This is a genomic window from Acidobacteriota bacterium (assembly GCA_026393675.1).
GTDB lineage: Bacteria > Acidobacteriota > Vicinamibacteria > Vicinamibacterales > JAKQTR01 > JBAXOX01.
In genome coordinates this window covers 82,545-107,995 of record JAPKZQ010000003.1, presented here as the reverse complement: position 1 = coordinate 107,995, position 25,451 = coordinate 82,545, and the positions used below count along the sequence as shown (strand labels likewise).

General features: G+C 65.0%; 18 protein-coding genes and 1 riboswitch. Of the genes, 8 read left to right on the top strand and 10 right to left on the bottom strand.

Annotated features, from left to right (window positions below; translation table 11 throughout):
- Positions 1-237 precede the first annotated feature (237 nt).
- The 4 genes from NT151_00950 to thiC all read left to right on the top strand — a co-directional run bounded on the left by NT151_00950 (position 238) and on the right by thiC (position 9,702).
- Positions 238-2,913, top strand: coding sequence for a site-specific DNA-methyltransferase (locus tag NT151_00950; GenBank protein ID MCX6537491.1), 2,676 nt, complete (start codon positions 238-240; stop codon positions 2,911-2,913).
- Positions 2,910-4,547 carry an AAA family ATPase gene (locus tag NT151_00945; protein MCX6537490.1) on the top strand — a complete coding sequence of 546 codons (1,638 nt, stop codon included), beginning with the start codon at positions 2,910-2,912 and terminating at the stop codon, positions 4,545-4,547. The genes NT151_00950 and NT151_00945 overlap by 4 nt, the downstream gene beginning before the upstream one ends.
- Positions 4,544-7,672 carry a DEAD/DEAH box helicase family protein gene (locus NT151_00940; GenBank protein ID MCX6537489.1) on the top strand — a complete coding sequence of 1,043 codons (3,129 nt, stop codon included), beginning with the start codon at positions 4,544-4,546 and terminating at the stop codon, positions 7,670-7,672. The genes NT151_00945 and NT151_00940 overlap by 4 nt, the downstream gene beginning before the upstream one ends.
- Before the next feature lie 109 nt (positions 7,673-7,781).
- Positions 7,782-7,875: riboswitch (TPP riboswitch) on the top strand.
- Positions 7,876-7,959: 84 nt separating this feature from the next.
- A complete protein-coding gene (gene thiC, locus NT151_00935) occupies positions 7,960-9,702 on the top strand; it encodes a phosphomethylpyrimidine synthase ThiC (GenBank protein ID MCX6537488.1) in 1,743 nt (580 codons plus the stop codon).
- A 23-nt stretch (positions 9,703-9,725) separates the two neighbouring features.
- Here thiC and NT151_00930 read toward each other — a convergent pair whose 3' ends face one another.
- The gene (locus tag NT151_00930) at positions 9,726-10,337 is read right to left on the bottom strand and encodes a hypothetical protein (GenBank protein ID MCX6537487.1); all 612 of its coding nucleotides are present in this window, start codon (positions 10,335-10,337) and stop codon (positions 9,726-9,728) included.
- 30 nt (positions 10,338-10,367) lie between these two features.
- On the opposite strand from NT151_00930, the gene NT151_00925 reads away from it, so the two are divergent.
- Entirely contained in the window at positions 10,368-11,510 is a 1,143-nt protein-coding gene (locus NT151_00925; GenBank protein MCX6537486.1) for a M20 family metallopeptidase, read from the top strand.
- Between the two features lie 113 nt (positions 11,511-11,623).
- Positions 11,624-12,460, top strand: a complete 837-nt coding sequence (gene htpX, locus NT151_00920; GenBank protein MCX6537485.1) for a zinc metalloprotease HtpX — start codon at positions 11,624-11,626, stop codon at positions 12,458-12,460.
- Positions 12,461-12,492: 32 nt separating this feature from the next.
- Here the strand turns inward: htpX and NT151_00915 are convergent, their stop codons facing one another.
- Genes NT151_00915 through NT151_00885 form a run of 7 tightly spaced genes read right to left on the bottom strand, consistent with a single transcriptional unit; the run spans position 12,493 to position 20,663 of the window.
- Entirely contained in the window at positions 12,493-13,407 is a 915-nt protein-coding gene (locus NT151_00915; protein MCX6537484.1) for a UbiA family prenyltransferase, read from the bottom strand.
- Complete coding sequence (locus NT151_00910; GenBank protein ID MCX6537483.1) at positions 13,407-14,795, bottom strand: DUF92 domain-containing protein; 1,389 nt, start codon at positions 14,793-14,795, stop codon at positions 13,407-13,409. Before NT151_00910 ends, NT151_00915 begins: the two co-directional genes overlap by 1 nt.
- Positions 14,747-15,715, bottom strand: a complete 969-nt coding sequence (locus tag NT151_00905; protein ID MCX6537482.1) for an NAD-dependent epimerase/dehydratase family protein — start codon at positions 15,713-15,715, stop codon at positions 14,747-14,749. The genes NT151_00910 and NT151_00905 overlap by 49 nt, the downstream gene beginning before the upstream one ends.
- An 8-nt stretch (positions 15,716-15,723) precedes the next feature.
- On the bottom strand, positions 15,724-16,674 hold the full coding sequence (locus NT151_00900; GenBank protein ID MCX6537481.1) for a GDP-mannose 4,6-dehydratase: 951 nt from the start codon (positions 16,672-16,674) through the stop codon (positions 15,724-15,726).
- A gap of 38 nt (positions 16,675-16,712) precedes the next feature.
- Positions 16,713-17,732, bottom strand: a complete 1,020-nt coding sequence (gene rfbB / locus NT151_00895; protein ID MCX6537480.1) for a dTDP-glucose 4,6-dehydratase — start codon at positions 17,730-17,732, stop codon at positions 16,713-16,715.
- A 2-nt stretch (positions 17,733-17,734) separates the two neighbouring features.
- On the bottom strand, positions 17,735-18,232 hold the full coding sequence (locus NT151_00890) for a dTDP-4-dehydrorhamnose 3,5-epimerase family protein (GenBank protein ID MCX6537479.1): 498 nt from the start codon (positions 18,230-18,232) through the stop codon (positions 17,735-17,737).
- Between the two features lie 43 nt (positions 18,233-18,275).
- Positions 18,276-20,663 carry a hypothetical protein gene (locus tag NT151_00885; protein ID MCX6537478.1) on the bottom strand — a complete coding sequence of 796 codons (2,388 nt, stop codon included), beginning with the start codon at positions 20,661-20,663 and terminating at the stop codon, positions 18,276-18,278.
- A 131-nt stretch (positions 20,664-20,794) separates the two neighbouring features.
- Between NT151_00885 and NT151_00880 the strand changes: the two genes are divergently transcribed.
- Together NT151_00880 and NT151_00875 are read left to right on the top strand one after the other, a co-directional pair.
- On the top strand, positions 20,795-21,148 hold the full coding sequence (locus NT151_00880) for a metalloregulator ArsR/SmtB family transcription factor (protein ID MCX6537477.1): 354 nt from the start codon (positions 20,795-20,797) through the stop codon (positions 21,146-21,148).
- A 168-nt stretch (positions 21,149-21,316) separates the two neighbouring features.
- Entirely contained in the window at positions 21,317-22,138 is an 822-nt protein-coding gene (locus NT151_00875) for an arsenite methyltransferase (GenBank protein ID MCX6537476.1), read from the top strand.
- Between the two features lie 163 nt (positions 22,139-22,301).
- Here NT151_00875 and NT151_00870 read toward each other — a convergent pair whose 3' ends face one another.
- Positions 22,302-23,843, bottom strand: a complete 1,542-nt coding sequence (locus tag NT151_00870) for a pitrilysin family protein (protein ID MCX6537475.1) — start codon at positions 23,841-23,843, stop codon at positions 22,302-22,304.
- Positions 23,840-25,279, bottom strand: a complete 1,440-nt coding sequence (locus NT151_00865) for a pitrilysin family protein (GenBank protein ID MCX6537474.1) — start codon at positions 25,277-25,279, stop codon at positions 23,840-23,842. The genes NT151_00870 and NT151_00865 overlap by 4 nt, the downstream gene beginning before the upstream one ends.
- Between the last annotated feature and the right edge of the window lie 172 nt (positions 25,280-25,451).

Below are 25,451 nucleotides of genomic sequence, written 5' to 3'. Positions count from 1 at the left end.
CCTGCAGAGAATTCAGACTACCATGCCTGCCGAACGCCGAGGCTAGCGGTCTGGTAGAATCAGCCACGATTCCGAAGTCAGTAGTGCCCGGCCGGGCGCCGAGTCTGGTGCCGGGCTCGCTGGCACGGTTCTGAAGGGCATTCAGTGGCGCGCACACCAAAGTCGAAGACATCCGCCGGCAGCGGCAAACCCGGCAAGACGGCCGAGCGGTACACGCATCCGGGCGAGACGAGCCCCATGCGGCCGGACATTGGCACGCAGCCGCAATTCCGCAAGAAGAAGCCGCCTACGACCTGGCGGTACGACTCGTCGCTGGCGCCATCGCTGGAGTGGGACGGTCAGAACGGCGCGCGCGAACTGGGGGAGTGGCTGCTGGCGCTCATCGAGAAAGGCGCCGCCCTGCCTGCGCCGCATACGTACGATGCGCCACAGGAGTTCCGCGCGCTCGACGGACGCGTGCTCGTCACGGTGCGGTCGCTGCATGACGCGGTTGACGCGCTCAGGCGTCTCGGGAGGCCGTTCCTGAACTGGGCCGGCAAGGCCGAGCGTCTGTCATTCGACGTCCCGACGCTGCCGCTCTTCGTCCACGAACGCCTGTCGACCAAAGCTATCGTCGAAACACTGGTCGGCCACCGGATGAAATCGGCCCAGTCGAACATGTGGGATCTGTTCGGCGACCCGCAGCACTCGGTCGTCGATCAGACGCTGAGGGCCTACGAGTACCAGGACAAGTGGGTCAACCGGCTCGTCCTCGGCGACTCGCTGGTGGTGATGAACTCGCTGCTGCGCTACGAGGGCCTCGGTGGCCAGGTGCAGATGATCTACATCGATCCGCCGTACGGTGTGAAGTTCGGGAGCAACTTCCAGCCGTTCGTGCGCAAGCGCGACGTGTCGCACGGCGACGATGAGGATCTGACACGCGAGCCGGAGATGGTGAAGGCCTACCGCGACACGTGGGAGCTGGGCCTGCACTCGTACCTGACCTACATGCGCGACCGGTTGTTGCTCGCGCGGGAGTTACTCACGCCCAGTGGAAGCGTGTTCGTCCAGATCAGCGACGAGAACGTCCACCACGTTCGCGAACTCATGGACGAGGTGTTCGGGGCGGAGAACTTCTGCGGACAGATCGCCTTCAAGACCACGAGTAGCCAAACCAACGACGTTCTGGCAGCCGTGGCAGATCATCTCTTGTGGTACTCGCGCGATCGGCAGCGAGTGAAGTTCCGCAAACTCTACCGATCCAGGTCCGTCGACGAGGGTCTCTACGACTGGGTAGAATTACCTGGCGGCCGGGTTGAGATGCTGGGAGAGCGGGAACACGATGAACTTCCAGCCCAAGCTCGGGTGTTCGCGCGTGACAACCTGACTTCATCGAGGCCACCTGGTAGTTTCGAGTTTCCTTACGGTGATAGGACCTACTTGCCGGGTCGTGGCTACTGGAAAACCCACCTGCAAGGGCTTACTAGACTTGGCGAGGTGGGAAGGATCATTGCTTCGGGCGACCGCGTCTTCTACAAGCGCTACTTTGATGACTTCCCGTTCATCTCGATCAACGCACTTTGGACTGACACACAGCCAGGTGGAACCTATGCAGGTCGGGAACTGAAGTCGTACGTCGTTCAGACTGCCACCCGGGTTGTGCAGCGCTGCATCCTCATGACGACCGATCCCGGGGATCTCGTCCTCGATCCGACGTGCGGGTCGGGGACGACGGCGTATGTCGCCGAGCAGTGGGGGCGGCGGTGGATCACGATTGACACCAGCCGCGTGCCGCTCGCTCTGGCTCGGCAGCGGCTCCTGACGGCGACTTTTTCGTGGTACGAGCTGAAGGACAACAGCCGCGGGCCATCAGGTGGCTTTGTCTACAAGAGGAAGCAAAACAAGAAGGGCGAGGAAGTCGGCGGTATCGTCCCGCACGTCACGCTGAAAAGCATCGCGAACAACGAGCCGCCCGACGAAGAGGTGCTGGTCGATCGACCTGAGGTCGACAACAAGTACGTGCGCGTAACCGGGCCGTTTGCGCTCGAAGCCACGATTCCCACCCCGGTGGACTGGGAGGAGGACGGCGTTGAGGATTCGGGCGCTCAGCAGTCAGATGACTACAGTTCCTTCATCGACCGCATGATTGAAGTGCTGCGCCGCTCGCCCGTGCTCCACGTCGGCGGCGGGAAGACCGTGAAGCTCTGGAACGTGCGGCGCCCTGCGAAGACGCTGTCGTTGTCGGCGGAGGCGCTGGCTGGCGAGGCTGATGAGAAGCCCGTGGCGTTTGTCTTCGGCCCCGAGAACGGTGCCGTCAGCGAAAAACTGGTCCACGCCGCGCTCAAGGAAGCCGACATCAAGCGCTACTCCCACCTCTACGTCATCGGATTCGCCATTCAGGCCCATGCGCGCGAACTGGTCGAGAAATCGACCGACGCCGGGTTTCCGCCCGCCACCTACGTCCAGGCCACGCCAGACCTCATGATGGGCGACCTCCTGAAGACGATGCGATCAAGCCAGATCTTCAGCGTGTGCGGCCTGCCTGAAGTGAAGCTGCACGCGGTGAAGCCGGAGAAGAAGGGCGACCCAATCCGCTACCAGGTCGAGCTGCTGGGCCTCGACACGTTCGACCCGACCACGATGAAGCCGGAACACCGCGACGGCAACGATGTGCCGGCGTGGCTCCTCGACACGGACTACAACGACCTGTGCTTCCACGTCTCGCAGGCGTTCTTCCCGCGAACGAGCGCCTGGGAGGGGCTACGCAAGGCCCTGAAAGCGGACTACGACGACAGCGTGTGGGACCATCTTGCGGGCACGACGAGCGCACCGTTCGAAGCGGGCGCCTCGCGTCAGGTGGCGGTCAAGGTGATTGACGACCGGGGGAACGAACTGCTGGTCGTGCGGAGGCTTCCGCAACAGGACGAACCATGATCCGACGCGTCATCATCGAGGGCTTCAAGCGCTTCGACCGGGTCGAGTTCGCGCTGCCCGGCCACATCGTTCTGGCCGGCCCGAACAACACGGGCAAGACGACGGTGCTCCAGGCGATTGCGGCGTGGAACCTGGCGCTGCAGCGATGGAGGGAGCTGAACGATTTCCAGCGCCACGGCGGGGCCTACACCAAGGCGCCCATCGCACGGCAGGCGTTTTCGGCGGTGCCGCTGAGGTCGTTCGATCTTCTGTGGCGCAACCGCGAGTACCTCCGCGATGTCCGCATCACGCTCCAGACCGACGACTGGTCGCTCGCGATGGAGTTCAAGCCCAACAGCAGCGAGCAGATGTACGTACGCCCCGGTTCAATTGACCCGGACCACCTGAGGCCGATCGCCGTTACGACGGTGCTCATTCCGCCCATGACCGGGTTGAGCACGGACGAGCCGGTCTATCAGCGACCGAAGCTCGACCAGTTGCTGGGCCAGGCGCGCCCCGGCGAGATGCTTCGAAACCTGTTGCTGCAGGCGAGCGGTTCGCAGCCGGCCTGGGACAATCTGCAGGACGCGATCGGGAGGCTGTTCGGCTACCACTTGCTGCCGCCGAATGGGACTGGGGCGCACATCGTTGCCGAATACCGTCACGTCCCCGACGGGCCGAGCTTCGACGTGGCAAGCGGCGGCAGCGGATTCCAGCAGGTGTTGATGCTGCTCGCGCTCCTCAACACACGCCCCGGTTCGGTGCTCCTGCTCGACGAACCAGATGCCCACCTGCATGTGTTTCTGCAAGACGCCATCTTCGGAGAGCTTCGCCAGGCCGCCGTCAGGACAGGCGCGCAACTGATCGTGGCCACCCACTCCGAGGTCATCATCAACGCGGCGGATCCCCGGGAAGTGTGCGTGTTGCTGGACAGGCCGGTGATGCTCGCCGACAACGCCGAGCGCCAGACGCTCATCGCGTCGCTCAGGGTGCTCTCAAACGACGACATCATGAGAGCGATGCAAGCGCCGGGCATTCTCTACCTCGAAGGCCACACCGACCTCGAGATCCTGCGCGCGTTCGCGCGGGTCCTGCATCACCCGGCACTCGATCTGCTGACGACGCGGCTCTTCTGGAAGCCGACCGTGGCCGATACGGCTGGTGGCGGCCCCGGCGTTAAGGCTCGGGAACACTACGACGCGTTGTGCCTGGTCAGGGAGATTCCGGCGCTGGAACTGGTGGACGGCGACAGTCATCCCGGGATCCAGGGCAGCACGATCAGCGGCCGCGGGTTTCAGCGCGCGCGCTGGCGGCGATACGAGATCGAGAGCTACCTGGTACATCCCGCCGCGCTCGCCCGCTTCGTCACACGCATGGTCGGAGAGGGCGCGGCCGCGCCGCACGTGGCCGCGATGATGGAGTACCTCAACAGTGAATTGCCTCCGGCAATAGTGGCTCGCCCCCTCGACGAGCACCCCTATCTTGTGACGACCAAGGCCAGGAAGGACATCCTGCCGCCAACGCTGAATGCGGCGGGGTTGCCCAACCTGCCGTACTCGCGATACCACGAGATTGCCGGCGGAATGCTGCCGGACGAGATCCACCCGGAAATCACGGAGAAGCTCGACGCCATCGTCGCAGCCTTTCAGGCATGACCGACTTCGAAGTTCCGGAACCGATCATCAGCAGCCCATACGAGGAGCCGCCTGAGCACTGGTACCTTGCTGAGGGCGAGCCTCCCGAACGCCGGGCGGGTCGCCGTCCGTCCGTCTATTACTACACGCCGCCGGGCGCGAGCGACGATGGCCGACCAGCCACAGGGCTCGCCATTGAACTGAAGACGGTCACCCTCGTTCGCGCCCGCGTGAAGCAGTGGCGCGCCGACGGCTGGATTGGGTCGACCGGGACGACGCTGGAGTTGTTGCAGTACTGGCGTCGGGAAGGGCGCGAGCACCGCCTGTTCTTTGCCCAGCTCGAGGCGGCCGAGACGATTGTCTTTCTCACGGAGGCCCGGCGCGATTATCTCCACGGGCTGGAGATCCCGTACGACGAGCCGAGCGATCGCCAGAAAGAGGAGTTCGGGCACCGGGCGTTTCGCCGCTACGCGTGCAAGATGGCGACGGGAGCAGGGAAGACGACGGTGATGGGGATGCTCGCCGCCTGGAGCATTCTGAACAAGGTCCACGAGCACGCCGATGGGCGCTTCTCGGACGTCGTGCTCGTGGTGTGCCCGAACGTCACGATCCGGAGCCGGCTCGGCGAGATCGACCCGCAGCGCGGAGAGGCCAGCCTCTATCGGACGCGCGACCTGGTGCCGCCCCACCTGATGGCGGATCTGACGAAAGGGCGTGTACTCGTCACCAACTGGCACGTGTTCGAGCCCCAGGGGATTCAGACCGGCGGCGTCAGCGCGAAAGTCCTGAAAGCGGGTGTCCGGAAGCGGCTCCGGGAGTTCATTTCGATCGGTGACAAGTCGACTGTCGCCAGGGGACGGCGCTACCTCACGCTTGAGGAGTACACGCGCCAGGTGAACGCGGGGTTGCTGGAGGTGCTCGATGAAGAGCGCGGCAACGATGGCAGCCTCACGCGCGTCTACGTGGAAGCGGAGCGGTACGTCGAGAGCGACACAGCCCTGGTGAACCGGGTTCTCGGGCGCGAGGTCGGAGGCAAGCAGAACATCCTGGTGTTCAATGATGAGGCGCACCACGCGTACCGGATCCGCAAAGAGGAGCCGGATCCCGGCGAGTTGGATCTCTACGGAGAAGAGGAAGAGGCCGAGGCGTTCTACAAAGAGGCCACCGTGTGGGTGGAGGGGCTCGACCGCATCCACAAGCTCCGGGGCATCAACTTCGCCGTGGATCTGTCAGCGACGCCGTACTATCTCGGGCGCGTCGGCGTGGACGCGAATCGGCCGTTCCCGTGGGTGGTGAGCGACTTTTCGCTGACTGATGCCATCGAATCTGGCCTCGTCAAGATTCCGCAGTTGGCGGTGCGGGACACAACCGGTCAGGAAATCCCGGGGTATCTGAACATCTGGCGATGGATCCTGCCGCGGCTGACGCCGGCCGAGCGCGGCGGGCGCAAGGGCTCCGCCAAGCCTGAGGCAATCCTGAAGTGGGCGAACACGCCCATCTCGATGCTGGGCGGGCTCTGGGAAGACCTGCGGGCGGAGTGGGCGCAGTCCAAAGAGGATCACAGGCCCCCTGTGTTCATTCTCGTCTGCAAGAACACGGCGATCGCGAAGGTCGTCCACGAATGGCTGGGCGAGAATCGACCCCCGATGGGTGTGCCGCCGGCGGGCATTCCGGGTTTCTTGAACACCGACGGCCGCGTCAACACCATCCGCGTCGATTCCCGCGTGGTGCACGAGACCGATTCGGGTCGGGCGAAATCGGACGATGTCCAGTGGATGCGGTTCATGCTTGACACCGTGGGCAAGACGGCGTGGCCGAAAGACCGCCAGGGGAATCCGATCTACCCGGAGGGTTTCGAGGAACTGGCCCGCCAGAGACCGGGCGAGATGCTGCATCCTCCGGGCCGCGATGTGCGATGCATCGTGTCGGTGGGCATGCTGACCGAGGGCTGGGACTGCAGCACCGTCACGCACATCGTGGGGCTGCGGCCGTTCATGTCGCAACTCCTGTCCGAGCAGGTTGTCGGCCGCGGCCTGCGCCGCCGCAGCTACGAAGTCCGAGAGGTGAACGGCAGGGAACTGATGACCGAGGAAGTGGCCAAGGTCTTTGGCGTGCCGTTCCAGGTGATCCCATTCAAGGCCAGCGGAGCTGGAGGGCCGGATCAACAAACGAAGCGTCGGCACATCTACGCACTTCCGGCGCGCGCCTCCCTCGAGATCACGTTCCCCCGCGTCGAAGGTTACCGGCAGGCCATCCGTAACCGGGTGTGCGTCAACTGGGACGAGGTGCCGCCACTCTGGCTCGACCCGACGAAGATCCCGCCGGAAGTCCAGATGAAGGCCGCGTTGCCGACCAATACAGGCCGGCCTTCACTCATGGGTCCCGGGCGCCTCGAGGACGTCACGCTCAATCCCTACCGGCGCGGGCGGCGGCTGCAGGAACTCGCCTTCGAGCTCGCGGCGGACCTGACGCGCGACTACGTGGGGAGCGGGCAGGCTGCGGCTCCCACGCATGTGCTGTTTCCGCAGTTGGCCCGGATCGCTCAGCGATTCGTCGATGAAAAGGTCATTCCCGTGAAGCCCGCCGAGCGGGTGGACCTGTTCCTGTCGCCGTACTACGGGTGGGCCATCGAGCGATTGGTCGAAGCCATCCGGCCCGACGCAGCCCACGGCGAGGCGCCTGAAGTGCCGCGCTTCGAGACGAGCCGCGGACCGGGATCGACCTCAGAGGTGGACTACTGGACCACCAAGGACGTGCGCGAGGTAGTCAGAAGCCACGTCAACTGCGTCGTGGCGGACACGAAGATGTGGGAGCAGTCCGCCGCGTACGCGCTCGACACTTATCCTTCGGTCGAGGCGTTCGTCAAAAACGCGGGTCTCGGGTTTGCGATTCCCTACCTGCACAATGGTCAGACTCACGACTACCAGCCCGACTTTATCGTCAGGCTGAAATCCAATCCGGTGGTCTACTTGATTCTGGAGACGAAAGGGTTCGATGAGCTTGCCGACGTGAAGGCCGCTTCTGCCGCGAGATGGGTGTCGGCGGTGAATGCGGACGGCCGTTACGGTCGGTGGGTGTATCGCCAGGTGCGATCGCTTCAGCACGTGCGGACCACGTTGGATGAGATGCTGACCCCCAATCCCTAACCCCGAATCCCGACCCCCGCTTGCCACGCCGTAGCCGAAGGCGCCTTCGCTGCCTGCGGCAGCTTCGGCGTCCCAAGGGCAGCGAATCCCGCGCATGCTATAGTGGCCCCAGAGCCGTCAGGGGTATCCCTGCTGGGATTGAGATACACCCTTGGAACCTGAACCGGTTGAGACCGGCGGAGGGAGCGCGGCATCCCGCCTTGCCCGTTCTCCATCACATCCAGGTTCCAGGTTGATTGTTGAAATTGTCGTGCCGGAGCCCGTGCCGGCGCGTCAGGAGAACGCCGATGTCGAACACCAAGCCGTCGTCTCCCACATCCGCCCCGTCTGATTTCGCCTACGCGTATCCCAACTCGCGCAAAGTGTTCATCGAGGGTCCAAACGGTGTGCGCGTGTCGATGCGCGAGGTGGCCCTGTCGGGTGGCGAACCGCCCGTCCTGCTCTACGACACCAGCGGCCCACAGGGAGTCAGCGTGCAAGCGGGCCTGCCACCGCTGCGCCGCCCGTGGATCCTCGGCCGCGGGGACGTCGACGAAGTCGTGCGCTCGCGCCAGCCGCAGCCGGGAGAGCCCGCGATGCCCGGCATGCAGCCGGGCCAGCCGATGACGGCGCTGCGTGGTCGCGGCCCGGTCACTCAGTTGCACTACGCGCGCACGCACATCGTGACCCCGGAGATGGAGTTCGTGGCGCTGCGCGAGGGTTTTGACGCCGAGTTCGTCAGGTCCGAAGTCGCGCGCGGTCGCGCCATCATCACGGCCAACGTGAATCACCCCGAGATCGAGCCGATGATCATCGGCCGCAATTTTCTCGTAAAGATCAACGCGAACATCGGCAATTCGGCCGTCAGCTCGTCGATCGAGGAGGAAGTGGACAAGCTGCGCTGGGCCACGCTCTGGGGTTCCGACACGGTGATGGACCTGTCGACGGGAAAGGACATCCACCAGACGCGCGAGTGGATCCTGCGCAACTCGGCTGTGCCGATCGGCACCGTGCCCATCTACCAGGCGCTCGAGCAGGTCGGCGGCAGGCCCGAAGAGCTGACGTGGGAGATCTACCGCGACACGCTCATCGAGCAGGCCGAGCAGGGCGTGGACTATTTCACCGTGCACGCTGCCGTGCTGCTGCGGTACATCCCGACGACGGCACGGCGCGTGACGGGAATCGTGTCGCGCGGCGGATCAATTATGGCGAAGTGGTGTCTGGCGCATCACCAGGAGAACTTCACGTACACGCACTTCCGCGAGATCTGCGACATCATGCAGGCGTACGACGTGGCGTTCTCGCTCGGCGACGGCCTGCGGCCCGGCTCAATTGCTGACGCCAATGACGAGGCGCAGTTCGCGGAGTTGCGTACGCAGGGCGAGCTGACGAAGATTGCCTGGGAGTACGACGTGCAGGTGATGAACGAGGGCCCGGGCCACGTGCCGATGCATCTCATCAAGGAGAACATGGAGAAGCAGCTCGAGTGGTGCGACGAGGCGCCGTTCTACACGCTCGGGCCGCTCACCACCGACGTCGCGCCCGGGTACGACCACATCACGTCAGCGATTGGCGCGGCGATGATCGGCTGGTACGGCACGGCGATGCTCTGCTACGTGACGCCCAAGGAACACCTCGGTCTGCCCAATCGGGAGGACGTCAAGACCGGCGTCATCGCCTACCGCATCGCGGCGCACGCGGCCGATCTGGCCAAGGGCCATCCGCGGGCCAGAGGCTGGGACGATGCGCTGTCGAAGGCGCGGTTCGAGTTCCGGTGGAACGACCAGTTCAACCTGGCGATGGACCCCGTGACGGCGCGCGCGTTCCACGACGAGACGCTGCCGGCCGATGGCGCGAAGGTGGCGCACTTCTGCTCGATGTGCGGCCCGAAGTTCTGCAGCATGGAGATCACGCAGCAGGTGCGCGACTACGCCGCCTCGCACGGCCTGGCCGAGCGCGAGGCGCTCGAGGCCGGCATGCGCGAGCGCGCCGAGGCGTTCCACAAGACCCCGGAGATCTACGTGCCGGTGGAGGATGTGAAGTCGCGGTAGAAGCGAGGGCGCTAGCGGGCGGGTTACCGGATTGGACCGGCGGGCGCGGCTGGCGGCGCCACGATCTGGATCACCGTCGGGAACGCGGTCGGCGTTGTGCCAGGCTTGGGGTTCGCATAGCCCGGCGAGCCGCCCCACGTGTAGTCCTTGATCGTCACGCTGGGCGGAAACGCCATCGTCTCTTCGCGGAACTTGCCGACGTCGAACATGTGCGTTGGCGGCACGTCGAACACAAGCTCGCCCTTGTCTTTGAGTTCGTTCTTGTAGAACGCCACCATCTCGGCGAACGGCTGCAGTGTGCCGAACAGGTAGAAGCGCTGCCCGCGCCCCGCGTCGTATGATCCGATGAACCTGGCGCCAGGATAGACTCGCACGCCGAGTTGTGCATCGGTCGGCGGCGCTTCAGTGGCCGTGTCGGTTGGCGGCTGGATCTTCGGCTGTGTCGCCAGCGGCGGCTGCGGCTTGGCCACGGGCGCAACGGGCTTGGCTGGGGTCGGCTGCTGCGGCTGCGTGGTCCCCGCCACAGGTGGCGGCGGCTGCGGCTTGGCCACGGGCGGCTGAGCCTGGGCCTGCGCGGCCAGCCCAAGAATCGCTGCACACGCCAGAACGCCGCTCACGTACTGAAGGCGGAACATGGAGTCATTATATAGGTTGCGACATACCTCATGAGGACTCACCTGGCGTTCTGTGAAGCGGCACTGCCGTGGGCGGTGGAGACGATTGAGGCGCTCGTGTGCCTCGAATCGCCGAGCGGCGACAAGGCGGCTGTCGACGCGTGCGGCAGGGAAGTGGCCCGGTTGCTCCGCCAACTCGGCGGCAGTGTCGGCGTGCTGCCGGGCGAGACCGCGGGTGACCACCTGCTGGCCGAGTTCGGGTCCGGCCGACGTCAGGTGCTGGTGATGGGGCATATCGACACGGTCTGGCCCGTGGGCGAGCTGGAACGGCGGCCGCTGCGGCGCGAGGGCGACATGCTCTTCGGTCCGGGTGTCTTCGACATGAAGGCCGGGATCGTACTCGCAATGCTCGCGATCCGCGCGCTGCAGGATTCGGCGTCGGGGCTGCCTGGTCGTGTGATGCTGCTCCTGACGAGCGACGAGGAAACCGGCAGCGCCACGTCGCGGAGTATCATCGAAGACGAGGCGCGTCGGAGCGAAGCCGTGCTCGTCCTCGAACCGCCGCTCCCGGGCGGCGCACTCAAGACCGCGCGCAAGGGCTGCGGCGAGTTCCACCTGCGCGTCACGGGCAAGCCGGCCCACGCAGGGATAGAGCCCGAGCGCGGTGTCAGCGCGATCCGCGAGCTGGCCCGACAGATTCTCGCTATCGAGTCGCTGCAGGATCCCGCCCGCGGAACCACGCTCAGCGTCGGCATCGTGCGGGGCGGCACGCGCGGCAACGTGATTCCGGCGGAGGCCGAGGCCATCATCGACGTGCGCGCGGCGACCCCGGACGACGCCGACCGGGTGACTCGTGCGATGCAGGCGCTCCGGCCGCAGATCCCGGGAGCCGCGATCAGCGTGACGGGCGGCATCGACCGGCCGCCGTTCGAACGCACGCCGGCGGTCGAGGCGCTCTTTCGCCAGGCGCAGGAGGTGGCGGCGAACCTTGGGCGAACACTTGGCGAAGGTTCCACCGGCGGCGGCTCCGACGGAAACCTCACGGCGGCTTTGAACGTCCCAACAATAGATGGGCTCGGCGCCATCGGCGCGGGTGCGCACGGGTTTGATGAGCACGTGGATATCCCCGAGGTGCCGTGGCGCGCGGCGCTCATTGCCGGTTTGATCGAGCGAATCCTGTCGCGCCTGCCCTGAGCGGAGGCGGACCATCAGGGCCGGAGTCGAAGCCCGGAGGGCGGGTTGTCGAAGGCCTCCATCGACAACCCGGGCTAAACTGGGTGTTCAGCGGTCTTCATACGGAAAAGAACATGGGAAACACAGTCAAAACGACACTCCTGTTGGGACTTCTGAGCGGTGTGTTGATGGTGATAGGTCAGAGCCTCGGCGGGGCGAACGGCATGGTCATCGCGTTTGGTTTCGCCGTCGTCATGAACTTCGGCTCGTACTGGTTCTCCGACAAAATCGTTCTGCGCATGTACAACGCGCAGCCGGTCGGGCCCGAACACCGGCTCTATCAGACGGTGGCGCGGTTGGCGCAGCGCGCGAATCTGCCGATGCCGAAGGTGTACGTGATTCCGGACCCATCGCCAAACGCGTTCGCAACCGGGCGCGACCCGTCGCATGCGGCCGTGGCGGCCACCGAGGGCATCCTGCGCATCCTGGACGATCGCGAACTGGAAGGTGTCATCGGCCACGAGCTGTCGCACGTCAAGCACCGCGACATTCTGATCAGCTCGATTGCGGCGACGCTCGCCGCCGCCATCATGATGATCGCGAACATGGCGCGCTGGGCGGCGTTTTTCGGAGGAGGCCGGAGCGACGATCGCGAAGGATCGAACCCCATTGCCCTGTTGGCGACGATCATCCTCGCGCCGCTGGCGGCCATCCTCATCCAGTCGGCCATCTCGCGGTCGCGCGAGTACGAAGCGGACGCCGGCGGGGCCGCGATTGCCGGCTCGCCCTACGGCCTGGTGGACGCGCTCAAGAAACTGGAAGTTGCGTCGAAGCGGATCCCGCTCGATGCCAATGCGGCCACGGCGCACATGTTCATCATCAAGCCGTTCACCGTGTCGGGGTTGATGTCCATTTTCAGCACACATCCGCCAACCGAATCGCGCATCCGCGCGCTGCTCGGCCAGGCCTAGAAGGAAGCCGGGTCTTCAGACCCGACGATCGGCTACAGCAGGTACGCCAGCGCGAAGCCGATTTGGGCCACGAACATCATGCGGTACATGTGTGCCCACGACACGTGGTTCTCCTCGATGGCGAGCGTGTCGGGCCGGCGCAGCATCAGGTAGCAGACATACAGACCGTACGCCGTCATCACCACACCCAGCCCCTGCAGCAGCAAGGGGTTGCCGGTGAGGATGCGCAGCCACACGCCTAGCGGGATCATGAGGAACGGCAGCACGAACGACGGTGAGATCATCCACGCCGCCCGCGCCACGCCATACTGAATGGGCAGCGTCCGGCATCCGCCCCGCGCGTCGCCTTCCATGTCGGCGAAATCCTTCGTAGTGGTCGCGCCAAGCAGGAACAGACCGAAAATCGCGCCCAGGTACCATGGCTCGAGCCCGGCAGCGCTCTTCACCGACGACCAGCCCGCCACCTTCAGCAGGACGCCGCGAGGGATCGCAATCGTCACATTGGCCCAGATGCCCAGCCGCTTCGTGCGGAACGGGGGCACCGAGTAGAGCGTCGTGATGACGGCGGCTGCCAGGACCATCCAGAAGCACTCGTGCCGGCCGCCCGGAGCCACGAACCACGCCAGCACGAACGCGATCGCGAAACCCGTGAACGTGATGCCCCACGCTTCACCTAATCCCATCCGTCCACTTGGCAACGGCCGCTTCGGCTTGTTGATGCGGTCGACCTCGAGATCGAAGATCTGGTTGAGGCCGTTTGATGCGATGTTGAGGACCGCCGCCATGATCGCGCCAAGGACGGGCGGCAACACGAGCCACCAACTCCACGTCTCACGCGGTTGCGCGCCAATCGCCGTGGCCGCCGCCGACACGAAGCCGAGGGCCGGCGCGATCAACGTGAACGGCCGGGCCAGATCCACCACCGTGCGCATGCGATCCGAAAGCATCAGCACACCCTCATCAGAACAAGCGCCACAATGGCGCCCGTGGCGGTGTTGAGGAAATTGAGCACGTCGTTGTTGACGATGCCGGGAGCCTCGAGCGTCGCGGCCAATGCGCTCTCGACAAGCGACCCCGCGATGGCGCCCGCGACGACCGCCCAGACCAACGACACCGGGATCAAGTGGAGCCAGGCGCCAAGCATGGCCAGCGCCAGTGCCGCCAGCACGCCAGCCACCGTGCCTTCGAGCGACATCCCGCCTGGCGTTCCGGGTCGCACATGCGAGAACGTCGTGATCAAGTACGTCTTGCCGCCCCACGCCTTTCCGATTTCGCTGGCTACCGTATCGCTGCCGCCCGTGGCCAGGACGGCCACAAACACTAGTAGCGCCGCGTCGTGGTAGGGCGTGAGGACAACCGCCAGCGCCGCCACCGCCGCGAGGCCCGTGTTTGCGAACGCGTTGCCACCCCCGCGATGGCCACCTCGCTCCTCGGCGATTCCGAGTAGCGCCTTCTTCCTCAGGCCCAGCCTCGACGACACGGCTGCCGCGAGAAACGCCGCGAAGAGCAACGTCCATCCCCCCAGGCCGGCGCAACTGTAGACGACGACGCCGATCGTCCAGCCGATGAGCATGCCCGAGATGCGGACCGTCCCAACGCGCCATCCTCCCAGAGCCGCGACCGAATTGACTGCCAGCGCCATGGGCAACTGCTGCCAGACGACAGCTTGCGCCACCGTCCACACATCGGCGGTGACAAGCCCGAGCAGCCACAGCGTCGCGCCTGCGACAGCCGGGACCGTCAGGTTGTCATCGAGTTGGATGGGCACCGTCTCGGCCAGTCCCGCGGCCACCGCCGCGAGCAATGGTGCCACGACGATGAACTCGATGGGCGGGCGAGGGTTGACCGCTGGCGCGGTCCACCAGGCCAGCATCACGCCCGCGATGCCGCCGAAGACGACGAAGGCGGCAAGGCCCTCCAGCGACTTCTGTGGTTGCCACGGCACGGGATGGCGTCCCCACGCGCGCCCGGCAACCGTCGCAGCACCGTCGCCGCACGCCAGGATGCCCCACGCGGCGGCGACCATGTCGAGCCGCGATGGAAATGCCAGGATCAGCAGCAGCACCGCGAGCGGATAGAGCAGGATGCCGATCGGGTACCCTCGCGACTGGTCGGCCGGCCGGTTGAGCGAGGCGCCGAAAAGCCGTGGCAGCACGAACAGATTAAAGAGGAGCGCGGCGATGGCACCGAGCGCGGCCTGCTGCCACGTCAGCACGCGCAGCAGCAGCGCAAACCCGCCCATGCCGATGTGCAGCAGCTTCCGCCGGGTTTCCGAATAGCTGCGCGTCACGATGCCGATGCCCCCTGGACCGCTAAGCGTTCCGATGCCAGCCACGACACGATGTTCGCGATGCCGTCCCGCAGCGGCGTCACATGGTACCCAAGTTCCTGTTCGGCGCGCGTGCTGTCGAGCGGCCAATCATGGAGGAGGATTTCGAGCGTACCCGTGGTCAACTGCGGCGTCGCGCCCAGCCACGTGGCCCGCAGTTCGTCGACCAGCGCCGCGCACGACGCGAGCCAGTCAGGCAGGCGGCGTGGCAGCGGTCGCCCCGTGATTTCGCGGACGATGTCGAAGGCGCGCATCTGCGGCGCGTTCTCGCCGCCCAGAAGATAGCGGCCACCAATCTGGCCCCGTTCGAGCGCCGCCACATGCGCAGCCGCCACATCGTCCACATAGGCAAACGACCAGATGTGATCGCTCCCCACGAGCCCGGGAAGCCGGCCCGCCAGGTGATCCGCGATCATTCTTCCAACGAGGTTGCCGTCCGTCATGCGCCCGGGGCCGTAGATCACGCCAGGGTAGAGACGGATGAGCGGCGCCCCCTGGGCCACGGCGCGGTCGGCCATCTGCGAGGCCAGGGCTTTAGTGCGTTGGTAATCGTTCCAGGCCGAGATGCCCCTGTAGCCGTCGGGTGGTAGTGCGAGAAATGACGAGGTATAGACAATGCGCGGGACTCCGTGCTGGCGCGCGGCCTCGAGCACGTTGGCCAGACCGCCGACATTGATGTCGTCGAATTCTCGGGGCTGTTTGCGCCACACCGCCACGAGTGCGGCGGCGTGGATGATGGCGTCGCAGTCACCGGCCGCCCGGGCCACGGCCGCCGCGTCGCGAATGTCGCCATCGATAGCTGTTGCCGGAAGTCCGCTCGTAGAGGCTGATCGGCCATAGGCGACCACGGCATGTCCCGATCGCTGGAGGGCGCTGACAATGGCTCGCCCAAGATACCCGGTACTTCCGGTGACAAGGACTTGCACGTACCGCCTCACAAGGCTTGGCGCCAGTAGTCGAGCAGATCCTGCAGCGTCTGGCCGAACGGGATTTCTGGTCTCCAGCCGATCTCGCTGGTGATCCGCGACGGATTGCCCAGCAGCAGCGGCGTGTCATTCGGCCGGAACCGATCCGGGTCAGGCTGCACCGTGACCGGCACCCGCGACAGGGCTGTCAGGCCATCGAGCAATTCGCGAACCACTCGCGCCTGACCGGAGCAGACGTTGTAGATCCGACCGGGCACACCGCGCTCAGCCAGGGCGACATAGGCCCGCACCGTGTCGCGTACGTCGGTAAAGTCGCGGCGCGCGTCGAGATTGCCGACGCGAATCACCGGCTCGAGGCGGCCCGCCTCGATTTGCGCGATCTGTCGGGCGACCGCGGAGCCGAAGAACGACGAAGCCTGACGCGGCCCGAGATGATTGAAGGACCTGGCAACCACCACGGGGATCCCATCGTGGATGGTGGCCCGCCGGGCAGCCAGCTCCGTGGCGATCTTGCTGATGGCGTACGGATTGACCGGCTCGATCGGATCGTCTTCGCGGAGCGCATGATTGGCTGGCCGGTAGACATACGCCGAACTCGGGATGATGACTCGCGTCTGCAGCCCGGCGACGCGAATGCCCTCGAGCACGTGGTGCGTCGCCAGCACGTTGATGGCGAGCGTGTCGGTGGAATTTCCCCACGATTGTCCCGCGTGCGGTGCGCCGGCCAGATGGTACAGCACATTGGGCGCGATGCCTACGAGTGTGTGCCGCACAACATCGCGATCGAGCAACTCGATTTCGAGCCACTCAACCTGGGGGTACCGCGCCTGCACCTCGGCGCCGATGCCCGGCCGTCGCAACCCGACTACGCGGCAGTCGCGCGCGAGCAGCACGTCGAGCAGGTGGCTGCCTGCGAATCCGGCCGCACCCGTGACCAGCACCGTCGTGTGGCGGCTCATGGATTCTCCGGCGCCGTCACGCGCGCCGCCTGCTTCACTTAGGCTCCACGGCGCGTCTCGTACTGGGCCTTGTAGTACGACTGAAACGCCGGGTCGTGGTGCTTGATCGGTTCCCACCACCACCGATTTCCTCGATACCAGTCGACCGTGGCGCGAAGCCCGTCGGCGAAGGCCACCTGCGGCGTCCAGCCGAGGGCCTTGAGCTTCGACGTGTCGAGCGCGTAGCGCCGATCGTGGCCCACGCGGTCGGCGACCGGCGTAATGAGCGTGTTGGGCTTGCCCGTCAACTGCAGGATCCGCCTGGTCAGCTCGACGTTGGGGATTTCGTTGCCGCCGCCGATGTTGTAGACCTCGCCCGGCTCGCCCTCTTCCAGCAGCAGATCGACACCCCGGCAGTGATCCTCAACGTGGAGCCAGTCCCTCACGTTCAGGCCGTCGCCGTAGAGCGGGAGGCCGCGATCCTCGAGGGCGTTGGTGATGAACAGCGGGATGACCTTTTCGGGAAACTGGTTGGGCCCGTAGTTGTTCGACGCACGCGTGATGACAACCGGCACGTGATAGGTGGCCCAGTAGCTGTACGCCAGCCGGTCTGCGCCGGCTTTGCTCGCCGAATACGGATTGCGTGGCCGGAGTTCGTCGGTTTCCCTCGACACGCCGGTCGGCACGGACCCGTAGACCTCGTCGGTTGAAATCTGAACGAAGCGTCGCAGGTCGGGCGCCTGACGTGCGGCTTCGAGCAGCACGAACGTCCCGAAGACGTCCGTGTGAATAAACTCGCCCGCATTCTGCAGCGACCGGTCCACATGGGTTTCGGCCGCGAAGTGCACGACGATCTCCGACGCCTTGACGAGCGGCGCCGATACGGCCTCGTCGCCGATGTCGCCCTTGACGAATCGGTGTCGCGGATCGGCCATCACGTCCTGCAGATTCTCGAGCCGCCCGCAATACGTCAACTTATCGAGCGTCGTCACCCGCCAGTCTGGGTGCGTCCGAAGCGCGTACCGGACGAAGTTGCTGCCGATGAACCCTGCGCCGCCTGTCACCAACACGTCAACCATGCCTAGCCGTCCTTCCGCGTCCAGTCGTACGGCAGCACGCCGTGCGGTTCCGCGCGATATTCGTCGGGATTGTCGTATCGGTACACTTCGGTCGGGATGTTCACCACCAGCGACATCTCCGGACTGATGCACTTCCAGCCGTGGTATACCAGATTCGGCACCACTACCAGGCTGCGATTCTGCTCGCCCAGGCAGAACTCATTGATGGCGCCGTGGGTGGGCGAATCCGTGCGCGAGTCGTACAACACCAGCTTGACCATGCCGGTGATGCAGACGAAGTAGTCCACCTGCACCGTGTGGTAGTGCCACGCCTTGACCACACCCGGGTAGGTGGCCGAGATGTAGACCTGGCCGAACTTGGTGAAGAAGGGGTCGTCGGCGCGCAGCATTTCAAGCAGGTAGCCGCGCTCGTCCGCGATGAGCTTGAGCGGCTTCACGTGGACGCCGGCGATGCGCGGTGCCTTGACGGCCGGTTCCGAGTACTTGGCGGGTTCAGCCACGGTCTGTTCCTTTCGGGTCGGAGGCGGGTGGGCGCGCCACCGGCTAGCGGCCTGTCGTGCCGCCGCCGAGGGCTCCGAAGATGTTCGAGAAGGTGCCGACGCCCGCCAGTGTGATGGCGAAATTCCAGCGGTGGTCCTTGAGGACACGGGGAGTGTAGCCTCCGACGTAGAGCCCGCTGAAGTCGAACGTCTGGTACTCCAGAATCAATCCGCAGCACTGTGCGTTGTAGTAGCCGACGAACCGGCGCTGCAGAAACGTGTTGTGCCCCAGGTCCCAGTTGAACGACACGTGTCCGCCAACCCGGTTCTGCATGAAGTTCACCGACGTGTCGCTGTTGAGGTAGTGGCTGATGGACTCGATCCCGATGCCGCTCGGCCCGAAGTTTCGCTTGTTCCAGCCGGCCGAAGTGGCGAGCCAGTCGCGGAACCTGAAGGTGCCCGACGCGCCGAACGAGAGATACGTGTTGACGTACGTGTTGTACTCAGTCGTGAACGACGCACTCAGGTTGTCGGTGGGTGTCACGCTGGCGTTCAGCAAGATCGGCGACAGCTTCTGAGGCCTCGCCATTGCCGTGTACAGATTCGAGGCATACGCGGCGTCGTACTGCTGGGCCGCCGGGTCGGTGTAGTACGTCTGGCGGATCCCGACACTGAAGATCTGTTTGCTCTGGGCTGCGACCCCACCGACCATCCGCTTCGCGTAGAACCGGTTGTTCAGCCCGAACTGGATCTGGGTGGAGCCGCCGACAATCGTGTCGGTGCCATCAATGATGACGATCTGTTTGAAGTTGTCGATCGAGGTCAGCCGCTGGATGTTGAACCACGGCTCGATCGTGTGCTTGATCTTCTCGGCGTACCGGCCGCCCGGCGTGTTCCAGACGCGGTTGAATACCGGGCCGACAATCTGCGCGGACAGGTTGAAGTAGTTGCGGTCGATCGGCACCATCACCTGCGCACCGGATGTGTTGAGGCTCTGGTTCCACCGGGTGAACCGCCACGCCAGCGACGAACTGACCGTAAAAAACGGCCACTTTGTGAACGGAAAGCGGATCCCGGGCATCACGTCAAAGCGTTGAACTCCCGTGTCCGTCGTCGTGCGCGTGCCGTCCGCGCCGGCGGTCACCGTCTCGCGGACCAGGTCCGCGAATTCGCCGCCGACGCTGAAGTAAACCGGCGACCCGAACAGCGGCTGTTCCTTGCGCGAGAACGAGGCCCGCGGGGCCGATCCCGATACGGTGGATTGCGTGCTGTTGTAGAAGTACTCGCTCCGGTCGAAGGTGACCGCCGCCCCGTAGGAACCCCAGTTACCATTGACGCTCCCGCCGACAAAGCGCTGGTTGGAGGTCGCGCTGAGTACGTTGGTGTTGTAGGTCTGCTGGACCGAGACGCTCGAGAAGTAATTGAGATTGGCCCGGGCCCTTAAACCGAGCGGCAGGTTCTGGATGGCCGATCCGGTCAGTTGGAAGCTCTGTCGGCCTGCCTGGGACACGGGGTCGCCTGTGATGGGATTCGGGTAGGTGATGGGCCGTTCATTGAGGCGATACAACCGCAGATTCGCGTTTGAGCCCCCGCTGGCGACACGGCGATACTCGCTGCCAAAGCCGTATCCTGTCTTCGAGAACCAGTCCAGCATGAAGGTGGCGTCCTGGCTCCGGCCGAGAGTCAAGAAAAACGCATTACTGATCGTCTGGCCCCGCAAAGACGAGGTGCCGTAGGCGGGCAGCAGGAACCCGGATGCGCGATCCTCCTTGTTGATCGGGTAGTAGACCACCGGCAGGTAGAGCACCGGCACGCCCTTGACCTTGACCACCGCGTTACGCAGCATCGCATAGTGGTTGACGTTGACCACCACCGACTTGGACGTGAGCATCCAGCGCGGGTTGGCCTGCACGCAGGTCGTGAAGCCGCCGTTCGTGATCCGGTACTTGCTGTAGCCGATCTTCTCGATCGTCTCGCCGTAGAAGAGGATCTCGATCTCCTGCGCCCCGAACTGGTTCTTGAGCTTCCGGGGATCGTTCTCGATCTGGGAACTGCCCGACGCATGGTGGAAGACGCCCAGCTTGGTTCGCGTGTTGAACTCGAGCGATTCCGCGGATATCCGCTCAGTGAGGGTCGTGAGCGTGACGTTGCCCTTGGCGGTGAGGAGGTCCTTGTCCGTGAAGATATCCATCTCGTCGGCGGAGATCTTGAGGTTGTCTTTTTCCACCTCGACATCGCCGATCAGCCTCCAGTGGTATTCGCCGATGCGCTCGACGCGCCACTGGAAGTTCGAGCTGATGCCGGGCAGCGACGGAACCGGCAACTGGATCTGCAACGGCGGAACCGGCGGCCGGGCCTGCTGCGACGGAACGGGCGGCTGGGCCTGCTGCGCAAGCGCCGGTGACACGGCCAACGCGAGTGCCGACACGACCGCTAACAGGAGTCGATTCATGCGTTTCGAAGGTTACCACGGCACGCCCACCCCGCCAACCGGACCGCGGCCAAGGGCGCGATGGGGCGGTGTGTCTGTCCCGTCCGGGAGTCCCGCTTGACATAAATTGATAATTCCAATAATATCAAAACATGAAGACGAGCGCACCGGACTATGACGACCTGCCTCGGTTCGCCGACATGCTCGCCGCCATGGGCACCGAAACCCGGCTGCGCATCATGCGCCTGCTGCTCTCGGCCCACCCGGACGGCCTGGTCGTCGGCGACATCCAGGAGGACCTCGGCATCAACGCGTCTACGCTGTCGCATCACCTCGACAAGTTGAAGCACGAACAACTGGTCGATGTGCAGCGGGAGGGCACGTTTCTTCGCTATTCGGCGAACGCCGACGCCCTGCGGTCCCTCGTCACGTTTCTCTACGGCGAGTGCTGCACGCGAAACAAAGTCATCAACCCGGCCTCTATTGTCCGCGCCTGCGAATGCTAGCCCTGAGCGAAGGCCATCAATCAAGGCCGAAGTCGAAGCCCGCCCTTCGACAAGCTCAGGGCGTGGTGAGCGAAGCCGAACCACGGAGGGCGGATTATTGACGCCTTGGTGAATAATCCGGGCTGAGCGACACGCGGGAGGCCAACCACCCCGGTGAGGAGTGTCATCATGTCGAGCATCAAGGATGTTGTGAAAGAAAAGTACGGCCAGGCGGCGCTGCGGGTCGTCAGCGGTAAGGCCGGAAGTTGCGGCTGCGGCTGCGCCCAGGCCCCGCTGGGCGCCGTCGATCCCATCACCGCCAACCTGTACGACGGAAAGCAAACCGAGGGCCTGCCGGCCGAGGCCGTGCTCGCCTCACTCGGATGCGGCAACCCGACCGCACTGGCGCAATTGAACCCGGGCGAGGTCGTACTCGACCTCGGATCGGGAGGCGGCATCGACGTGCTGCTGTCGGCCAGGCGCGTGGGGCCGACCGGCAAGGCCTACGGCCTGGACATGACCGATGAGATGCTCGCCCTGGCCCGCGCCAACCAGCAGAAGGCCGGCGTCACCAACGTGGAGTTCCTGAAAGGGGAGATCGAGCAGATCCCGCTGCCCGACAACTCGGTCGACGTGATCATCTCGAACTGCGTGATCAACCTCTCCGCCGACAAGGACAAGGTGCTCGCCGAAGCGTTCCGGGTGCTCAAAACAGGCGGTCGCCTCGCGGTCTCCGACGTGGTGGTCCGCGGCGACATCCCCGCCGCCATTCGCCGAAACGTGGAACTGTGGATTGGCTGTCTGGCCGGTGCGCTCGACGAGTCGGACTACCTGGCGAGATTGCGCCGCGCGGGTTTCATCGAGGTGTCGATTGAACCGACCCGCGTCTACCGCGCGGCTGATGCGCGCGAGTTCCTCGAGGGTCACGGCATCGATGTCGACCTGATTGCGCCGCTTGTCGACGAGCGCTTCTTCAGCGGCTTCATCCGCGCGCGTAAACCAGGCGCATAGAGCGCCCCGGCGAACGCCTGCATCAACACAAGGGGGCAGGTCCAGTTTCTCCAGAGATCACTCTGAAGATCGGGCCTGCCCCCATTCCTGTCGAGCGCGACCGCCTCCGCCAAGGCTACGGCGGTCCGCCGAAGCTTTACGCGAAGGCGGATCAATCGCGCCCTTACTTGACGGTCACCACGTTGCCGTCGATGTCCAGGTTGACAATCGGCGCGATGCCGGTCGCCTTCAGCGGCCCCTCGATGGTGGCCCGATCCCCGACGATCACGATCGCCAGGTGGTCGAGATCGATGTACTGCTTCGCGACGCGCACGACATCCGCCGTGGTCACCGCTGCAACCGCCCCGCCGTACTGCTGGTAATACGTATCCGGCAGGCCCTGCGTCCACAGCGTCGTGATGGCGCCGCTGATGCTGCCGACGGATGCGAAGGTCGCCGGCAGCCGCTGCACCAGCGCGTCCTTCGCTGTTTTCAGTTCCTCGTCGGTCACCGGCCGAGCACCGCCGATGCCCTTCAACTCCTTCATGAACTCGATCAGGGCCACGTCGGATTTTGCCGAGATGATGTCGCCGCCGGCGCGAAACGCGCCCGGGCCGCGCCCGTACGAGAACGACGAGTTGACGCCGTAGCTCAGGCCTTTTTCCTCGCGGATATTGGCGTTGAGCCGCGATTGAAAGAACCCGCCGAGCATCGTGTTCATCACCTGCAGCGCATAGTAGTCAGCCGTGCTCCGCGGCGGCCCCGGGAGGCCGATCGCGAAGGTGGACTGCGCCGCGCCAGGCTTGTCGACGAGGTAAATTGTCGTCGTCGGCCGCACCGGCACAGCGGGGTACGAGAACGGCGGTCTCGTGCCGCCGGCGGGCCAGCCGGCCAGCGCCTTCTCGATGGTCGCCTTGACCGTTGCCGCATTCACGTCGCCCGTGACGATGATGACGGCGCGCCCGGGCTGGTAGTACGCCTTCTGCAACGCGACGACATCCTCTCTCGTGATGGCCTTGAGCGATTCCTCCGTCGTCATCGCGCCGTACGGATGGGACGTGCCGTAGAGCACGCGCGGGAAGACGCGCGCGGCAATTGAGCCCGGCTGCGCTTTGGCCTGCGTGAGGCCGACCAGCCGCTGCGCGCGAATCCGCTCGAGCGCATCGGCCGGGAACGTCGAGTTGACCAGGATGTCAGCCATCAGGTCGAGCGCCTGGGCGAACTTCGTCTTCGTGCAGCCGAAGCCGACGCCGCCTGATTCGGCGCCGATGCTGACGCCGATCCCGGTGCCGAGCAACTGCAAGGCGTTTGAGAGCGCCTCGCCGTCGCGGGTCTTCGTGCCCTCGCTCATCATCGAGGCTGTGATGCTGGCTAAGCCGCGCTTGCCCGCCGGCTCGAATTGGGCCGACCCGCCCATGAAGCTCATCGAGAACGACACGAGAGGGAGATCGTGCTTTTCCGACACGATAAGCTCCGCGCCGTTCGACAACGTGGTCTTCGTCCATGTCGGCACGCGCAGCACGGGCGTCTTGCCCGCCCCCGGGATCTTCGTGCGATCAAAGGCGGGCGCTGCCTGCGCGGGTTTCGCCGCGGCCGGCTTGACGGGCGCAGCCGCCGGTTTGGCGGCTGTCTGCTGCGCAGCCACGGGCGCAAGCGCAATCGGTAGCATCACCAGTGCGGCGACGACGAGCGAGGTGCGGGTGAATCGGGTGAGTGTCGCGTTCATCGCTGCACCTCCGGGCTCGGCAGGCTGTCGCCTGTCACTTTCTTGCTCTCCGCGGGCTTCGACGCCTGCTCGAGCTTGCCTGTCGGAACCACGCTCAGCACCACGCGGCCGCTGGTGAGGTACTTGTTGGCCACTCGCTTCACGTCGGCCGGCGTGACGGCCTGCGACTTCTGGTACGCCGTCTTGAAGAACCCGGCGTTACCGTGGAACCCGGCGCCGTCGCACAACTGCATCGCCTTGCCCAGGTTCGATTCGAGGCCGACCAGGAAGCTGAACTCCTCTCCGGCCAGGGCCCGCTGGATTTCCTCGGCCGTCGGGCCATCCTGCTTCAACTTTGCGATGACGCCGTCGGCCGCCCCCTCGAGTTCGGTCAGGGTGTGGCCGGGCCGCGGCGTGATGACGAGCTGAAACTCGCCAACGTCCTCGTTCGAGCTCTGACCGGCCATCACCGAGGCGGCCGCCTGCTCGTCGTAGACCAGCGCCTTCGTGATGCGCGCGGTGCGCCGGCCCGACAGGATGGCCCCCATCACGTCGAGCGCGTAGACATCGTCGTGGGTCTCGCCGACGGTGGGCCACTGCGCGTAGAGGCGCGCCACCTGCACCTTGTCCTCGTAAACAAGCCGCTTCTCGGCGGTGAGCGTGACCGGCGCCACCACGGGCCGCGTGACGGGCTTGCCGCGCCGGATGTCCGTGAAGTACTTAGACACCCACGCCTTCGCCTGCGCCGGGTCGAAGTCGCCCACAATCGCGAGAAATGCGTTGTTCGGCGCGTAGTAGATGCGGAAGAAGTCCTTCACGTCGGCTTCCGACGCCGCCGACAGGTCTTCCATGCTGCCGATGACGTCCCACGAATAGGGATGGCCGGCCGGGTAGGTGGCCTGCGCGAGGATCTCGGTGACGCGGCCGTACGGCTGATTGTCCACGCTCTGCCGGCGCTCGTTCTTGACGATGTCGCGCTGCGCGTTCAGCTTGGCGATATCAAGCGTGTCGAGCAGGAAGCCTATGCGGTCGGATTCAATCCACAACGCCGATTCCAGGTAGTTGGAGGGCACGGTCTCGTAATAGGTCGTGCGGTCGTTCGACGTGGTCCCATTGTTGCTGCCGCCTACCCCTTCCGTCAGCTTGTCCTGCAGCCCGTACGGCACGTGGCCCGACCCGGTGAACATCACATGTTCGAACAGGTGCGCAAATCCGGTTCGCCCAGGCACCTCGTTCTTCGATCCGACGTGATACCAGACATTGACCGCGACGGTCGGTGTCGTATGGTCGACCGATAGGATGACGGTCAGTCCATTGGCGAGTGTGTAGCTTTCAAATGGGATTTTGATCGTGTCTGACGCGGCACCGGCGTCTCGGGCGGGTGGGCGCTGCGCCGCCGCGAGACAGGCCAGGGCCAGCAGACCGATTCCGGCGATCCGCCGACTGGTGGTAAGCACGGTTGCTGTTCTCCTTAGTGCTTCGACTCGCAAGGACGCTTGCGTATTCTTGCGAGGCGACTGCGGTGAAAGATGCTCGCTCAGCACTAAGTCCTGAGTGAATAAATTCGTCGCCGAATTTATGAATCGAAGGACTTAGGAAAACGAGGGAGCGTACCGGACGATTATACGG

Bases quoted from the DNA above. Each gene is read 5' to 3' on its own strand.
- NT151_00950 (MCX6537491.1), top strand. From the start codon at position 238: ATGCGGCCGGACATTGGCACGCAGCCGCAATTCCGCAAGAAGAAGCCG.
- NT151_00945 (MCX6537490.1), top strand. From the start codon at position 2,910: ATGATCCGACGCGTCATCATCGAGGGCTTCAAGCGCTTCGACCGGGTC.
- NT151_00940 (MCX6537489.1), top strand. From the start codon at position 4,544: ATGACCGACTTCGAAGTTCCGGAACCGATCATCAGCAGCCCATACGAG.
- thiC (MCX6537488.1), top strand. From the start codon at position 7,960: ATGTCGAACACCAAGCCGTCGTCTCCCACATCCGCCCCGTCTGATTTC.
- NT151_00930 (MCX6537487.1), bottom strand. From the start codon at position 10,337: ATGTTCCGCCTTCAGTACGTGAGCGGCGTTCTGGCGTGTGCAGCGATT.
- NT151_00925 (MCX6537486.1), top strand. From the start codon at position 10,368: ATGAGGACTCACCTGGCGTTCTGTGAAGCGGCACTGCCGTGGGCGGTG.
- htpX (MCX6537485.1), top strand. From the start codon at position 11,624: ATGGGAAACACAGTCAAAACGACACTCCTGTTGGGACTTCTGAGCGGT.
- NT151_00915 (MCX6537484.1), bottom strand. From the start codon at position 13,407: ATGCTTTCGGATCGCATGCGCACGGTGGTGGATCTGGCCCGGCCGTTC.
- NT151_00900 (MCX6537481.1), bottom strand. From the start codon at position 16,674: ATGAGCCGCCACACGACGGTGCTGGTCACGGGTGCGGCCGGATTCGCA.
- rfbB (MCX6537480.1), bottom strand. From the start codon at position 17,732: ATGGTTGACGTGTTGGTGACAGGCGGCGCAGGGTTCATCGGCAGCAAC.
- NT151_00885 (MCX6537478.1), bottom strand. From the start codon at position 20,663: ATGAATCGACTCCTGTTAGCGGTCGTGTCGGCACTCGCGTTGGCCGTG.
- NT151_00880 (MCX6537477.1), top strand. From the start codon at position 20,795: ATGAAGACGAGCGCACCGGACTATGACGACCTGCCTCGGTTCGCCGAC.
- NT151_00875 (MCX6537476.1), top strand. From the start codon at position 21,317: ATGTCGAGCATCAAGGATGTTGTGAAAGAAAAGTACGGCCAGGCGGCG.
- NT151_00870 (MCX6537475.1), bottom strand. From the start codon at position 23,843: ATGAACGCGACACTCACCCGATTCACCCGCACCTCGCTCGTCGTCGCC.